13 protein-coding genes, 1 CRISPR repeat array and 1 other annotated feature are annotated in these 15,531 nt (G+C 32.0%); of the genes, 1 reads left to right on the plus strand and 12 read right to left on the minus strand.

Annotated features, from left to right (window positions below):
• Nucleotides 1-18 precede the first annotated feature (18 nt).
• Nucleotides 19-3,435: direct repeats of the CRISPR family, unit length 30 nt; unit sequence GTTTCAATTCCACTATGGTTAGATTAAATC.
• Between the two features lie 238 nt (nt 3,436-3,673).
• Genes cas6 through cas8a1 form a run of 8 tightly spaced genes read right to left on the minus strand, consistent with a single transcriptional unit; the run spans nt 3,674 to nt 11,454 of the window.
• Nucleotides 3,674-4,426: a CRISPR-associated endoribonuclease Cas6 gene (gene cas6, locus BVF91_RS11415; protein WP_085113523.1), complete on the minus strand. Its 753-nt coding sequence runs from the start codon at nt 4,424-4,426 to the stop codon at nt 3,674-3,676.
• 10 nt (nt 4,427-4,436) lie between these two features.
• Entirely contained in the window at nt 4,437-4,700 is a 264-nt protein-coding gene (gene cas2 / locus BVF91_RS11420) for a CRISPR-associated endonuclease Cas2 (RefSeq protein ID WP_085113524.1), read from the minus strand.
• A gap of 1 nt (nt 4,701) precedes the next feature.
• Nucleotides 4,702-5,694 (minus strand): type I-B CRISPR-associated endonuclease Cas1b, encoded by a 993-nt coding sequence (cas1b, locus tag BVF91_RS11425; RefSeq protein WP_085113525.1) that lies wholly within the window; start codon nt 5,692-5,694, stop codon nt 4,702-4,704.
• Between the two features lie 11 nt (nt 5,695-5,705).
• Nucleotides 5,706-6,197 carry a CRISPR-associated protein Cas4 gene (cas4, locus tag BVF91_RS11430; RefSeq protein WP_085113526.1) on the minus strand — a complete coding sequence of 164 codons (492 nt, stop codon included), beginning with the start codon at nt 6,195-6,197 and terminating at the stop codon, nt 5,706-5,708.
• A gap of 18 nt (nt 6,198-6,215) precedes the next feature.
• Nucleotides 6,216-8,432, minus strand: a complete 2,217-nt coding sequence (locus BVF91_RS11435; RefSeq protein ID WP_085113527.1) for a CRISPR-associated helicase/endonuclease Cas3 — start codon at nt 8,430-8,432, stop codon at nt 6,216-6,218.
• A complete protein-coding gene (gene cas5b / locus BVF91_RS11440) occupies nt 8,401-9,051 on the minus strand; it encodes a type I-B CRISPR-associated protein Cas5b (protein ID WP_085113528.1) in 651 nt (216 codons plus the stop codon). Before cas5b ends, BVF91_RS11435 begins: the two co-directional genes overlap by 32 nt.
• 6 nt (nt 9,052-9,057) lie before the next feature.
• On the minus strand, nt 9,058-10,071 hold the full coding sequence (cas7i, locus tag BVF91_RS11445) for a type I-B CRISPR-associated protein Cas7/Cst2/DevR (RefSeq protein WP_085113529.1): 1,014 nt from the start codon (nt 10,069-10,071) through the stop codon (nt 9,058-9,060).
• Between the two features lie 18 nt (nt 10,072-10,089).
• Nucleotides 10,090-11,454: a type I-B CRISPR-associated protein Cas8b1/Cst1 gene (gene cas8a1, locus BVF91_RS11450; protein WP_085113530.1), complete on the minus strand. Its 1,365-nt coding sequence runs from the start codon at nt 11,452-11,454 to the stop codon at nt 10,090-10,092.
• A 206-nt stretch (nt 11,455-11,660) separates the two neighbouring features.
• Nucleotides 11,661-11,709, plus strand: a sequence feature (sodium ion sensor (DUF1646 type); this cis-regulatory element may regulate processes involved in with the transportation of sodium ions).
• 69 nt (nt 11,710-11,778) lie between these two features.
• Here cas8a1 and BVF91_RS11455 point away from each other — a divergent pair.
• Nucleotides 11,779-12,831 (plus strand): DUF1646 family protein, encoded by a 1,053-nt coding sequence (locus BVF91_RS11455; protein WP_085113531.1) that lies wholly within the window; start codon nt 11,779-11,781, stop codon nt 12,829-12,831.
• A 63-nt stretch (nt 12,832-12,894) separates the two neighbouring features.
• Here the strand turns inward: BVF91_RS11455 and BVF91_RS11460 are convergent, their stop codons facing one another.
• From BVF91_RS11460 to BVF91_RS13325, 4 genes are all read right to left on the minus strand, one after another.
• Nucleotides 12,895-13,566, minus strand: a complete 672-nt coding sequence (locus tag BVF91_RS11460; RefSeq protein ID WP_085113532.1) for a hypothetical protein — start codon at nt 13,564-13,566, stop codon at nt 12,895-12,897.
• Between the two features lie 74 nt (nt 13,567-13,640).
• Nucleotides 13,641-13,856, minus strand: coding sequence for a YgaP family membrane protein (locus BVF91_RS11465; protein WP_085113533.1), 216 nt, complete (start codon nt 13,854-13,856; stop codon nt 13,641-13,643).
• 472 nt (nt 13,857-14,328) lie between these two features.
• Entirely contained in the window at nt 14,329-14,949 is a 621-nt protein-coding gene (locus BVF91_RS11470) for a trimeric intracellular cation channel family protein (RefSeq protein WP_085113534.1), read from the minus strand.
• Between the two features lie 419 nt (nt 14,950-15,368).
• On the minus strand, nt 15,369-15,527 hold the full coding sequence (locus BVF91_RS13325; RefSeq protein WP_168170209.1) for a hypothetical protein: 159 nt from the start codon (nt 15,525-15,527) through the stop codon (nt 15,369-15,371).
• Nucleotides 15,528-15,531: the final 4 nt, after the last annotated feature.

Here is a 15,531-nt window from a genome sequence, read left to right on the forward strand (position 1 = left end):
GTTAGTTAGTATTTTTAAATTTCAATTCCACTATGGTTAGATTAAATCTATATAGATTTAATTTATATAGCGATAACGATGTATTATTTCAATTCCACTATGGTTAGATTAAATCTTTTATGGCAAACATAGATAGAATTTTGATAACAGAATTTCAATTCCACTATGGTTAGATTAAATCAAAAGAAATTTTTGAAGGTAGAGTAAAGGGAGATCTTAATTTCAATTCCACTATGGTTAGATTAAATCTGTCAACTTTATCTTTGTAATCCTTAAAAACGTCTATATTTCAATTCCACTATGGTTAGATTAAATCTGAGTGGCAGAAGACAAAAATTGTACAAAAACAATATCATTTCAATTCCACTATGGTTAGATTAAATCAAACAAATAAGTTTTATCTACTACAAGCTTGTTATCATTTCAATTCCACTATGGTTAGATTAAATCAAAAGTTTTGATGAAATATTGGATGATATTTCTTCAGTTTCAATTCCACTATGGTTAGATTAAATCTTGAGCAATTGTTTGAGATAAAATCTCATCATTGCTGTTTCAATTCCACTATGGTTAGATTAAATCTTTAGGCGACATAGAATATGCGTACATAATTCCAATGTTTCAATTCCACTATGGTTAGATTAAATCATTTTCAATGAGATGGGCGACTTATTCGCAGACAACGGTTTCAATTCCACTATGGTTAGATTAAATCTTGCTATCAATCTTGCTCGTCTTGCGTAATTTGCGTCAGTTTCAATTCCACTATGGTTAGATTAAATCGCAAAGGTACAACAGATCCGCAAACAGAAACTTTCAAGTTTCAATTCCACTATGGTTAGATTAAATCTTAGTCAATCCCGAAAGTGTTTGCTCCACATTCACACGTTTCAATTCCACTATGGTTAGATTAAATCCGTCCCCTGGATCTATGCGTTTTTTGGGTCTGCCTCGTTTCAATTCCACTATGGTTAGATTAAATCCGTCCCCTGGATCTATGCGTTTTTTGGGTCTGCCTCGTTTCAATTCCACTATGGTTAGATTAAATCCGATATTCGCTGATATAGGTAGAACAGCTTTAAGCGTTTCAATTCCACTATGGTTAGATTAAATCTTATGTTTCTGCAATTGCGTCTCAACAATCTAAGAATTTGTTTCAATTCCACTATGGTTAGATTAAATCCTTGTGGTACAAGCAATCCGCCATCCGCAGGAACGCCGTTTCAATTCCACTATGGTTAGATTAAATCTTTTCAATTTTTGTTATTGTGCTTCTATCTACACCAGTTTCAATTCCACTATGGTTAGATTAAATCTTCTACAATAACCTCGAGATCCATTTATATCACCTTGTTTCAATTCCACTATGGTTAGATTAAATCTGCATATACCATTTGAATGAGCTGTGTGCTGTACTCGTTTCAATTCCACTATGGTTAGATTAAATCGTAAATTGGAAGGCAACAGGCACATTTGCAAGTATACGTTTCAATTCCACTATGGTTAGATTAAATCTTTGCAACTATGTATTTGGAAGAAGGTTATGCAGAGTTTCAATTCCACTATGGTTAGATTAAATCAGGTATTTACATAAAAACTAATAAAGGCATCTTCCTCGTTTCAATTCCACTATGGTTAGATTAAATCGTTAACCGATAAATTACCTCTAAAAAATTAACACCGTTTCAATTCCACTATGGTTAGATTAAATCTTGTGCAACGGCTCTGACTTGGTAAGCTTGTTCAAGTTTCAATTCCACTATGGTTAGATTAAATCTTCCGGGTTTCTTAATTTCTGCACAATTATTTCAGGTTTCAATTCCACTATGGTTAGATTAAATCCGTCCCCTGGATCTATGCGTTTTTTGGGTCTGCCTCGTTTCAATTCCACTATGGTTAGATTAAATCGCACCAGACGAAGGACCGCTTGCCGACTACGAATCAGTTTCAATTCCACTATGGTTAGATTAAATCTGTCTTCCTTAATTTCTTCATATATACGTCTTGCCTTGTTTCAATTCCACTATGGTTAGATTAAATCCTCTTTGCAACAAATGAAATTAGTCACAGAGATCGTGTTTCAATTCCAGTATGGTTAGATTAAATCGAAGAATAATTCAACAGTAGACGTAGCTGTCACAATTGTTTCAATTCCACTATGGTTAGATTAAATCAGCAGGTCAGATTTAACAAAGTCAAGCAGAACTGCATGTTTCAATTCCACTATGGTTAGATTAAATCCAGCTTTAGAAATTGTATCTCTGTATTTATCCAACGTTTCAATTCCACTATGGTTAGATTAAATCAGATTTGTAGCAGAAATTGAAGCGATTAGAAAACTTAGTTTCAATTCCACTATGGTTAGATTAAATCCTGACACTACAATTTGCTCTCAAATCGCCTGTGTCTATGTTTCAATTCCACTATGGTTAGATTAAATCTGCTACCATTCCAGCATAAGTATCTAACCGCCATTTAGTTTCAATTCCACTATGGTTAGATTAAATCTAGAACCTCGCAAATTCGAGCTGAAATGTGCTCTTATGTTTCAATTCCACTATGGTTAGATTAAATCAATAGACGTTACGCCAGAATTGGACAAGGTTATTGAGTTTCAATTCCACTATGGTTAGATTAAATCTTGTTTCTGCATTAACGAGATTAAATTCATTACCCCGTTTCAATTCCACTATGGTTAGATTAAATCGGTGATAGACGGAGAAAAAATGACTGTGACAATTGAGTTTCAATTCCACTATGGTTAGATTAAATCGATACGATACCTGTTCAAAATGCGTTGAAAAATTCGTTTCAATTCCACTATGGTTAGATTAAATCTCCACTGCAACGGTAACGGTAGTTGGCGATGGACCAGTTTCAATTCCACTATGGTTAGATTAAATCAAAAATCTTTTATCGCCCCAATATGCTTCTGCTTTGCGTTTCAATTCCACTATGGTTAGATTAAATCTAACAGGCGCTAAATTTGAAAATGCATTAATAATACAGTTTCAATTCCACTATGGTTAGATTAAATCCTGATATCTTTTGTATGCTGCATCTGCTGTTGTCGCTGTTTCAATTCCACTATGGTTAGATTAAATCCTAATTTTCCTATTCATTTTTCTAAAAGAGAAAAAAGTTTCAATTCCACTATGGTTAGATTAAATCATTTTTTATAGCAGACTACAAAAAGGATTTTATTTCGTTTCAATTCCACTATGGTTAGATTAAATCCGTCGAGAAGTCCCCCTGCTAAACTGTTGCGAGTGGGTTTCAATTCCACTATGGTTAGATTAAATCATACTTTTCTATGTCTATGCCTTTCTTCTTAAGCAAGTTTCAATTCCACTATGGTTAGATTAAATCTAATGTGTGTCCTAACAATGCCGCCTGTACTTCCAAGTTTCAATTCCACTATGGTTAGATTAAATCCCAGGAAAATTGCATGAAAATACTTTTCTGTTTAAATTTAATTTAACACAACATAAGTTATTTTTCAATACTTTTGAGAAATTCAGTTTATTTATTAACGTTGTATAAAAATTTAATTTTCATCGCTTATCCTCTTAATACTAAAAAGCAATAATCTTTTACATTACCAATTTCTTTGTCGACCTTCTACGTTTTTTACATCGAGAAAGGTCGACAAAGATCTAATTTTTATAATTATTCATTTTATTTTCTGTATCATTCCAAATCCGGCACTGTTCTTTTCTCCCAATCCACATTCGTATGCTATTTTTATCAAATCAGGATTACCTGACATCTTAAAAGGCACCATATATCCTTTAACATAAACATTTTTAAATTTTATTCTTTTGCCGTCAGGATTTTTCATATAATAATCCATATCAAAATCTATGTTTACATTTAAATTGTCTGGTAGCGTATTATATAAAACATAGTATTTCTCAATTAAATTATTTTTTATATTTTCAGCAAATCGTGAATCGTGTAAAGGTAAATTTACGCTTTTTCTTTTTCCATTAATTTCGATGGCAGTAGACGCAACTATTGGAGATAAGCATATAAATTTATCTTCATTGCTGAATTCCGGTTCTTTTAACATCTCCACACTTTTAATTCTAAACTGATATTCTTGTAATCTTAAAAATTCATTGTTTAAAACTTCGCTTACAAAGTTTAACATAAATTCTTTTTTAGGTGATGTTATGTATAGGTATGTTTCATCCAAAAACATTATCTCATCATCGATTATCTTGAGCTCTTTACTGCGCAATTGAGAAAAAGTAAATAACTTAAAAACCTTTTTTCCATAACTATATCCTTTTTCGTGAAGATGTTCTGCAAATTCCCTGTTAGCTTTTTTTAAAGTGTTATATACCCATCCTGACAAAAAGTAATTATAATTTATATTTAAGCTTTTATCTTTCTCTGGTAATAGTGTTATTTTTATCCTCAATCGTACCACCTCACAAAATATTATCAGTAGAATTTTTTTCTATTCCTATGATTCTTTTTGATAGCCACTTTTGAGAAGCGGCCGTATATATCAAAACCGAGTCGCTTTCTAAATCCAAATGTCCTTTAAACCATAAAATAATTCTATTTAATTGGGCCTCTGTTAGTTCACCTTCAAACACTGAATTTTGCACCCAATTTAGATAAGTCTTCAAATATTTATTTACTTTTGCAACCTTTTTTTCTTCAACATCATAAACTATAAGTGCATACACTTTACCACCACATTTTTAATGATTCATATTCTTCTTCGTCTAATAAATGCTTAATAATTTTATAACATTCAAGTCTTATAAGTCTTCTATAGCTTACGCTTCTATTCAATCTTGGATGTTTAATAACCGTTCCCAATTTTTCCTCAAATTCTCTTTGAAATATGATTCTACCTTTCTCATTCAAATAACACAGCTCTAAATCCTGATCAAAATGTTCTTCTCTTATCATTTTTTGATTTATCAAGCTAAAAATAATCCTATCTATGATGATGGGCTTAAATATTTCGCTTATATCAAGGCTTAGAGAAAATCTCCTTTCGCCAGGTTCATGTAAATAGCTTACAGTAGGATTTAACTGTGTATTGTAAATCTCTGTGAGAACAATAGAATACATCATGGAATTTCCAAAGGAGATCAATGCATTTATTGGATTGTCCGGTGGATTCATCGTTCTATTCTTAAATACAAATTTTCCATCAATTATTGTCTCAAAAGCAGAATAATATATATTTCTAATCCTGCCTTCCACCCCCATTAGCTCATTTATCGTCTTTATACCCTTTAGATTTTTTCTCTCATTCTCAATTCTTTCTACAAATTCGTCTAATCCTTCTTTTCTGTTGGCGTAATACTTAATGTTTTTTAATATATTATGGCTGGCACCATTAATAATCTCTTTTGCGATCTTAAGTCTCTCACCATCATCTTTGTATTTTTCAACTTGTTTAACCAATAAAAAGCCTGATGGCAAATGTTCTCTTGGGTAAAAGCTTCCTGAATAATAGCCATAATAATTAAATACGTGTACCGTTATGTTGTTTTGTGCCAAAAAATTGATTGCCTTTGTATTAAAATCTATTTCTCCAAACAAAAATATTTCTTCCACATTATTAACAGGTATAAACTTTTTTCCGAATGTTTCACTTTCAAAGAAAATGGTGTTGTCTTTTCTGCTAAGTCGTCCACTTGCATTTATATATATGCTTTTTTTCATAAAATCACCTTCTAACTAAAGCACAATTCATAATAACTGCATTTTGTGCAAACTTTACTTTTTGCTTTCGCCGGTGGCTTTTCCGCTGATTTTATTTTATTGATTTCTTCAATTATCACTTTTATTTCATTTTCACTTTCCTCAGTAAGATTAATTTCTTCTTTGGAATGGTTGTCCATATAATGTATGACACCCTTAACATTCTCCATTCCTTTTGTCTTTAAATAATAAATATAGTATAAAACTTGGTATTTTGTAGCCTTTTCCATAGCCTTACTTTTTTTGGTTTCATGTATTTCCATTTGATTTTTAATAAAATCGATTTTTATACGTTCATCCAGCAAAATTTCTTTATTTTCCCTTTGAAAACTTTTCTCGTGAATTGCATTTCCTATATCAACATAGTCTGAATTATGTTCCATACTTATGCCATGTGCGAAAAGCCATAATTTGTGCTTACAGACGAAATAATAATTTACCTCTGTACCTATAACTAAATCCATGATATCACCTTATTAAATTCATGGTGTAAATATATTGTCATAAGCATTGCCAATGAGGAGTCCTAAATCTTTATCATATTCACAATATACAAAATCGACATCATAACCATCATCTTCGATAAGCCCCTGTTTTTTTAAAGATATATATCTGCGTTGGGAAATTCCCACCATATATCCAACAGCCTCAAAATATTCTTTATTTTTGATTTTATCCATGTATTCTTCTTTAAATGTATATGGTACAACCTCTCTATTGTCAAACATTTCATAAAACTCTTCTTTTACTTGTTTATTTTCAATGAAAGGATATAGTTGACCTATAACGCTTTTAAAACTCTCCCTTGCTTTTAAAAATTCTTCATAATCTTTATCATCATAACCATTTTTATAAGTCTCGTTAACCAAATTTTGTATTAAATCTTCACTTAAGACATCACATTTACTCAAAAGCTCTAATGTTTTGTTTACAATGCTTTGATTTTTGTAGACAAACCTATCTTCTTCAGATCCTTTTGAAAAAATATAAACTGGCGATACATTTTTTAGGCCTTTTCTGTTTACTCTGCCGAATCTCTGAATCAATGCATCAATAGGAGCAGGATCAGTATATAAAATGTCAAAATCTATATCGAGGGAAACTTCAATTGCCTGAGTACCCACTAGCAATTGAACACTGTTTAAATTCTTTTCTATTCTTTCTCTATCTTTTAAAACAAATCGCGAATGCAAAAGAGCACTTTTTTTAGCGTATTTTTTTAATTCACAATAAATATTTTGTGCACGCTCAACCGTATTGCAAGCAACGAGAACTTTTTTATCTTCTTTTATGTCCTTAATTATTCTGCTTATATTGGAAAAAGCATCTCCTTCAATAATAGAAACCCTATGTCTCGCAATTGCCTTAATTTCTTCTTTATTCGGCTCAATAAGGTTCCCTATGTTCAATTCTTCCATAAAAAGCTTCTTCAAAAATTCTGGCAAAGTAGCTGACATGATAAAAATTTCTGCATTATATTCTTCCTTCAAGTATTTTAAGCTTTCCAATATTAATGCAGTCGTATGTGGATCGTAACTATGTACTTCATCCACAATAAAAAGTCCACCAGCCATTTCTCCTATATGCTGTTCAAATCCGGTAACACTAAAAAAGTATTTTAATATTTGAAATGGCGTCAATATTTTATAAGGTTTAAAAATTTTTTTAGATAAATCGTACTTTGTTTTTGCCTTACTTACAGCGCCAAAATAATCTTCTCCTGATTTTGTAAACTCTTTATATAGAAAATAAAAAGCCTTCCCATGAAGCAAAGCCACGCTTTCATCTCCAAAAGAATTTTTTAACCGATTGTACATTGCATTAATACTTGCAGTATATGGCAATATGTAAAATACCCTTTTTCCTTTTGATTCATTTTGATTGTAATTGCTCCACAATAAAGAAGCTTCGGTCTTCCCATATCCAGTTGGTGCAATTAAAACAGCAGATCCTTTTGTATTCATAGCTTTTAATTGAGTGTCTTTATATTTGTCAAATTTAAACAATACTTCCATATCAGAAATCGCTTTTATTATTTCATCTTGAGAAGCTGATGATAAATGGTCACAAGCAGTCAAAAATCCTCTTAAAAATAACTTTCTTTTATGTTTTTCAACTTTTTTATCTTCATAATCATTTAAATACTCTTTAGCAGCGAAACAAAAAGCATCCTGTATCTCTTCAATAGACTGTATCTGTTTTAAACTAATTTCATATCCTAAATATTCTTTGCTCCACCTTGGTACCTCACCTATCATATACTGCAAATACTTTATGTTGTCATTTAATTCTTTCAACCTTCTAATATAATTATCTTTTCCTGGTGCCGTCAAAGTAGAATAATTCTCCTGCAATTCATACAAATCTTTATGATGTGTAATAATCGCAAGAGATATATCTTTCCGCACATCATTAGAAAAAGGAAGGCATGAGATAAAGCCTGCTGATATTATCTCATGCCTGTAACCCCATGGCTTTCCTTCTTTTAGCATCCTTTGAAATCCTTCTGCTGCCTTTCCAAAATCGTGCAAAAATATTGCCGCAAATAAGTAGTCGTAAAACTTTTCTTCATCGCATATCTCAATAACTTCTGGATAAGCATTTTTTAAACTTTTGAAAACCTGAAGCGCATTCTGTGTATGTTGAATAAGTGTTTCTTCTCCATATTTACTGCTTTTGGCTAATATTTTCTTGCCCATGTAAATATACTCCCCAATCTAACTCATCATCGTACCAAAAACTATCTCCATCATATTCGATGAAATTCTCTAAAACATAATACGATTTAATGCCAATTGCTTCTCTTGGAATGGTATTTGAAAAATACATAGGCAATGCTTGGAGAGGGCCCCAGATGCCTTCCTCTTCAAAAGGTACCACTGTACCGCCAACCCTTTTATTACCATGTTTTTGCATTAAATCTACTTCTTTAACTTCTTCCACCATCATCAAATCAGAACTTCTTCCTAAAAGAAGTGGATACTCAGGTTTTTTAAAAATCTCCTTAAAACTTAAGTCTGTAAGATACAAATATAAATCTGGATTCAACAAAAATTCTCTTTTATATACATTAGATTTTGCACTATTGTCGGTTGAAAGCATGTATATGGTTTCCAAATCAACTCCTTTAGCTTCACTTCTCATCACATAACCTACTTTTGTATTCAACGGTGTTACATAATCTCCTTTTGCTGCAGAAATAAGTCCATATATGGTAGATACAGGCGGTACTGGCAAAGTAGGTTGATATCCTGTTATAAAAATAGGATATCTAAATGATGCAGTCCACCCAACAAGATGCACTCTCAAAACTTTCAAGCTGCATCACCTCTTATAAAAGTCACTAACCACTTGTTGAAATTTTGAAACTGCCTCATTTACCGTTAAAAAATGCACCTTTACATTTTCTAAAGTGTTATTAATTTCATCAACCATTTGTTTCAAATCCTCATTATACTCATCTATAAATCCTTCTCTCTTTCCAATATAGACATCAGAAACAATATTTTCTCTATAATCCAAAATAACCTCTTTTAAAGCTTTTACATTTATAGAAGCTTCTCCTTTATCATCAACGGCAATATTCATAAATATGTTATTGCCACAATTTAAAATAGTCAAAACTAAAAATTTAGGAGAAACATCTGTCAAATGTGAAGTTTGTTTAGCTCCACCAAATATATAAGGCAGCACCCCTATTAAATCACTTGCTCTTTTAGCTCTTATTTCCAACGGTAACACAACAGTCCTTCCATCATCTTCAATAAAGCAATTATGCTCTTCCCACTCTTTTTTATAAGCCTCTGTTATATTCATATAACCAGTTTTATTTTCACTGCTAAATCTACCCACAGAGTCTAAATCAAGAGAAAAAATTCCTTTTAATACAGTTGAATAAAACTCATGTTCATATGGAACAGGATCGCCTTCATGTCTGGCCATTACACCAAAATCATTCACAATATTAACAGGAGTAACAGAAATCAATGGCGAACACTTAAAAGGTGATACTCTTGTTAAAGTTATACCTGATTTTTTACCTATTGCTCGCATATATCCAAATACATCATCATCTGGATATTTAAAAGGATCTGCTGCTGTAAATGCTATCTTTGCTTCCCTTTCAATAGGTGATAACTCCCAACCAAAGACATTTTCTAATGAGCTTCTCATCCAAAATCTAAAAGCTTGTCCTGAAACGTAGACATATTCACCTCTACCTCTTCTTATTTTCTTTACAGCTATCGTATTTTCTGTCTTAGCTCCAATATCTGGTCCCGCATTATTCAATGCTGAAGCCGGAGCATCTATTAACATAAAGCCATTTACATTATTCATACACTAATTCCTCCTCATTTAAATCAATTCAATATCTTCCTCTTCGTCTTCGACCAAATCTTCTTTTATTTCTTTATCGTTATTAACTAACCAATCATGCAATTGTTCATAAAGTCTAAAAACTATGAGATCTTGTGTTTCCTTCCAAGATAAATTTCCCTCAGGAAAAAGATATTTTTCGTATTCATCGATGGAAAACAAAGGTTTTTCAAATCCAGCATTTATGCGATCTTTGATTATTAACCTCAAAACATTTCTGAATTCACCATAATTCTTTGCGGTCTCAAGTTGCGCAAGTCTTTTAATATTCCCTTTAGTTTTTATAACTTGAGCAATATCGTCAGCGACTTTTTTTATTGTGTCTAATCTTTTAGCTTCCATTTTTCTCACTTCCTTCATGTAATATTCAAGAAAGCTCCACTTTACTAATGTTCTACGCTGATTAGTATCCACAAAATACTTTAAAATTGACTGTCCTCTTAAAAGCCTTTCATAAACATCATTGCGTAAATTTTTATATTCCTCTTCATCGTCCAAATTAGCCTTTTTTGTTGTAAAATATCCTCTCTTTATGACCTTTTTCCAATTGTCTCTTTCTTCATGCTGAAGGGCATAAGCCAAAAACTTAAATATCTCATCCGGCATATCATATATTGATAAATTGTCAAGTGGAGGTTGATTAAAATTAGTAAAATGATATAATCTTACGCCTGTATTTTCTCTGTGCCACTCTCTTCTGTCATAGGTTAATATGATGTCTGTAACCAGATGAAATAAAGCATTCACAGGATTTGTGTATCCTTCATCATTACAGCCTGTATATTCTTTAGTAGCTTTCTGAACATCTATAAATGATTTGCATTTTTTAGCATAAATTTTTTCAACTTCTTTATTATTTGATTGAAGACACACTAAATTGCCACATTTGTAAAAGACAAGCGGAGAAAATTGAATGGCTAAAGCACAAGCAGAACAATAATCAGCGCCTCCATTACCATAAGAAAAAAAATTTATAAAATCACTGGTTCCCGTTAAAGGCACTTGAGTTTTTGTAAAATACCTCTTTGAATCTCTCTTTCCGCAAGCAATACAGTTACCATGACTATCTAAAGCAACAACCTCAGATAATAATTCATTGAGAAGTTTGTCATACTCACCTTTCTTGTCTTTTACACTTGGATTTGTCAATTTGCTATTTGGAAAAACAGAATACATCATCATATTCCAACTTTTTTGAACATATAAATCTGTTAACTCATTAAATAAATTCTTTACTTCATAATCCTCTATTTCTTCCGGATTTTCCTTGTCAAGCCATACCAACATGGCAGTTATACCGGCATCTACAAAAGGATTCCCCGTATATGTAAATATATTGTTCATTAATCCACCCCCTTCTAATACATACTTTTACACTTTTACCTTATATATTCTACAAAACCATCAAAAATCCTCCAAAATTTCCAAGTAAATTTATAATTTTGATATAAAAAGTCGAAAGTATAAGGCTAAAAGAAAACCATCACTCTGTATTGATTTAAAACAATTTTTGTGATACAATTCAATTTAGTTTAATAATTGTTTTTTTCGGTTGAGCAATTTTTGCTTCAAGATTTTTGGCTTCCAGGGTGGGAAGCTCATCGTCACGATGAGTTTTCTGCCTTTTTATTTTTTATTACATGGACAAAATAAAGAAAGGTGATTTACATGATTAACGCTATTTTGTTTGCAATACTATTAATAATACTAACAGTGCCTTTTTTTGTAAAAGCAATAGAAGATAATATTGAATATTTTCTATTTGTCATGGGCATCATCGCAGTTACCGTATCAGGTGCAATGTCACTTGATCTTTTATCACATATATTAAAAAACCATCTTTTGTACATTATAACGGCTGCCGTCTTTATAAGTGGTTTTCTATTTGAAACTTTTAAAAATAAAATCAAAGAATTTGTAAAGTCAATTTTAAAACACATGTCGCTTAAAATTTTTGTCTTTATGTTAATAGTCGTATTAGGGCTTACGTCAAGTATTATAACTGCGATTGTTGCCTCGTTAGTCTTAGTTGAAATAGTCCACATCTTGCCAATATATCACAAAGACAAAGTGGTCATCACTGTAATCGCATGCCTTTCGATTGGCTTAGGAGCAGCATTGACACCTGTAGGAGAACCTTTATCAACATTGGTAATATCTGCTTTAAAAAAAGACTTCTTCTATCTTCTAAGAACGGTCGGCATTTACATTGTACCTACAATTTTTGTAATGGGTATTTTAGGTGCTTTTTATGTAAATAGATTTACAGATAATGCGAAACCAAAAAAAGAGGAAGAATATTTTAAAGAAGAAGAAATGGAAATTAGGCAAATAGAAAATATTAAGTTTATCGTCATCCGTTCAATAAAAATCTTCATATTTTTGCTGGCTTTAGAGCTTTTAAGTGCAGGATTTAAGCCGTTGGTTGACAATTATGTAATGCACATGAACGTTCGGCTTTTATACTGGGTAAACATGATTTCAGCAGTATTAGACAATGCCACATTAGCAGCAGCAGAAATAAGCCCTGCTATGGATCCTGAGCACATCCGCGCTATTCTGATGGGACTTTTAATAAGCGGCGGTATGTTGATACCCGGAAATATACCGAATATCATATCAGCAGGAAAGCTGGAAATAAAAAGCAAAGAATGGGCCAAAATAGGGATTCCCATATCTATGGCTGTTTTAGTTGTCTGTTATATATTTGTTTTCATTTAGCTGGTTCTAATATTGACCAAAAAAGGTATGCTAAAGTCAAGCATACCTTTTTCTTATCGTTTATCACGCTTCTTTTTCGTCTGTGTCAAATACACTAAGCTCTTTTAATTGTGCAAATTCGAAAATTGTGAGAGGCACATCTTGTAAAACTTTTATACATTCCTCCAAGTTGTTTCTCAAATTTATATGGCGCTCAGACAAAATTGCCTCCAGCGATCTATTCTCCCATTCGGCCCATTTTACAAATCTTTCTCTCTCCCTTACATATCGCTCTTTAATTTCATCATCAGTCACCTTGCTCATGACCTCGTCGCAGATGAAAAAATTGCAGACATAGTTGCGATAAACAGGAGGTAGTGTGCACCCAAAACCACTTTTCACAAAGGGACAAGCTCTAAAAAATATCGTCTTGTCTTTTATTCCACTGTCATCATCGTTTGTCTTTATATACTTTTCATATCCTTCCTTGTCAAAATACCCCTTTGCGTGAATGTAATAACTATACACTACTGTTCCTGGATTATCAATTATCCTGTTTAGCACATTAAGGCCTTCGGCTGATTTAACCATCCTATGAATATCAATAAGCTCAAATTTCGGAAAATACGAACAACATCCTCTCATCTTAATGCTGCAATAACTTATACCCATTTTGCTTTCACAGTGATAACATGATGTACATATATAGCGAGCATATCCATAAGAATCAAATCGTTCTAAACAGATTTTATCCATTGTATCACCTTTTTGGTAAATTTATAAAAAATTGAGGGTGAGTATTGCGCTCACTCTCAATTCTATACAGCATATTAGTTTTTCTTCTCTGACTCGTTTTCTTTCTTTGCTGTGCTTATGCCAAAAATTTTATAGAGAGGGCAAAAGCCAAACGCAGCCGTAAGTATAGGTATTAGTCCAAGGAGTCCCCAATATCTGGCATTGCCTTTTAAGATAAATAACAAGAGTAAAAGAATTATTCCGATTACATATCTGACTATTTTGTCAACACTGCCTACATTGGATTTCATGCTAACACCTCCTTTTTCCCTTATCTAATTATAATTATAATCCAAATATTAGAAAAAACAAATAAATTGCTTGCACTTTTATAATTAATTTTATTTCCTACAGCATCAGTATATAAATTTATTATTCCGTATTTCCAGTCTAACGTATTTTGTTCTCCGAATAAGTAGCCTAAACTATTTGCCATTTTCGATTTCTTTTCGTATATAGCAAAATACCTACGTACCCAAGTACGAAGTCAATATATAGGCATGACAATTTGCAAATGAGATTAAGACTAAGCCTTCAGCTGTGTATAACACTGCCTTAATGAAGTTGTAGAATAAAGACATTTTTACGCATTAAAATAACCCCTTGAATAAAGTGGGGCATGAAATATACTTTTACGCAATAACTGCGCTATTTATTTGAAACGTAGGAATGTTTTTTTCGCGTTTGTCCTACATATGGTCATCAGCCTTTAAGATTATATATTTAATTTTTTTTATCTTCCACGTTACGCACAGGTAGGTTTAAATTATAAATTATTGACAAAATTCTTATGATAAATACAATTGCACAACAAATGTATAATGATATTATATCTGGCAAGTATCCATGAATATAATAGAAGCATAAGGCACCTACAATTGATGCCACAGCATAGATTTCTTTTTTTAAAACTAGCGGAACATTTTTGGCAAGAACATCTCTTACTATGCCTCCACCAATTCCTGTACTTAGCCCCATAGTAATTACTATAAAGGCGTTACTGTAGCTGTGTGTAATTGCAGTTCTACAACCAATTGCCGTGAAAACCCCAAGTCCTAATGCATCTGATATCATTATCATTGTTTCAAACTTATTTATTTTTTCATAAAAGAAAAATACTACAATTGCAGTTATAATACTTATTATACAAGATGTGGGATTAACATAAGCTGTTGGGGGAATATTTCCTATTATTATATCTCTAAATATCCCACCACCTACAGCTGTTGTAACAGCTAAAAAAGTAACCCCGAACAAATCAAGCTTCTTTTCAATTCCAACTAAAGCACCTGAAATAGCAAAAGCAATGGTTCCTATTATTTCAAAAGAATTTATTAAAAACATTTTTTCACCTCTTTTATACGCTTAGCGCTTCCTTAAAGATTATTTATTTCTTTGTAGATTTGTGGTATTTCATCTACATAAGAAATTTTTTAGGCTGCAGCAATTATTTTTTCACCGGCTACTTCTATTTGTTTCAAACGCAAGTAATAATTGTACTAAATTCTTTATCAGAGTGTTTAAATATTCACCTTGCATACACATTTGATCAAGCAAATAGCTAAGATGCTCAAAGAAAAAAAACTGCCTTCCAAAACAATTCAAGCAGTACTTCAATATTGGGAACTTCCCCTAAAGCTGTATTATAAGCCATCTTAAAATTCAAATATGTGTTTCCAATTAGTCAAATCAATGATCCACCTAAAATATCTATAATACGTACCGTTGCAAAATAAGTAATACCAATTATCTTAGAAGTAGTTTCAGCTAGTAACAACGCATCTGGTATTAAAAACATTGCTTGCTGCAGCATAGTTTTTTACAATAAAATTTCTGTCGTAGCAGTTAAAATAATATTCACTATAATTATCGTAAAACCATGAGGCAGAAATTTTCAGATTACAGTAGCTATAATCACTCAAACAA

The organism is Thermoanaerobacterium sp. PSU-2 (genome assembly GCF_002102475.1).
GTDB lineage: Bacteria > Bacillota > Thermoanaerobacteria > Thermoanaerobacterales > Thermoanaerobacteraceae > Thermoanaerobacterium.

Bases quoted from the DNA above. Each gene is read 5' to 3' on its own strand.
- cas1b (WP_085113525.1), bottom strand. From the start codon at position 5,694: ATGAAAAAAAGCATATATATAAATGCAAGTGGACGACTTAGCAGAAAA.
- cas4 (WP_085113526.1), bottom strand. From the start codon at position 6,197: ATGGATTTAGTTATAGGTACAGAGGTAAATTATTATTTCGTCTGTAAG.
- BVF91_RS11435 (WP_085113527.1), bottom strand. From the start codon at position 8,432: ATGGGCAAGAAAATATTAGCCAAAAGCAGTAAATATGGAGAAGAAACA.
- cas7i (WP_085113529.1), bottom strand. From the start codon at position 10,071: ATGAATAATGTAAATGGCTTTATGTTAATAGATGCTCCGGCTTCAGCA.
- cas8a1 (WP_085113530.1), bottom strand. From the start codon at position 11,454: ATGAACAATATATTTACATATACGGGGAATCCTTTTGTAGATGCCGGT.
- BVF91_RS11455 (WP_085113531.1), top strand. From the start codon at position 11,779: ATGATTAACGCTATTTTGTTTGCAATACTATTAATAATACTAACAGTG.
- BVF91_RS11460 (WP_085113532.1), bottom strand. From the start codon at position 13,566: ATGGATAAAATCTGTTTAGAACGATTTGATTCTTATGGATATGCTCGC.
- BVF91_RS11465 (WP_085113533.1), bottom strand. From the start codon at position 13,856: ATGAAATCCAATGTAGGCAGTGTTGACAAAATAGTCAGATATGTAATC.
- BVF91_RS11470 (WP_085113534.1), bottom strand. From the start codon at position 14,949: ATGTTTTTAATAAATTCTTTTGAAATAATAGGAACCATTGCTTTTGCT.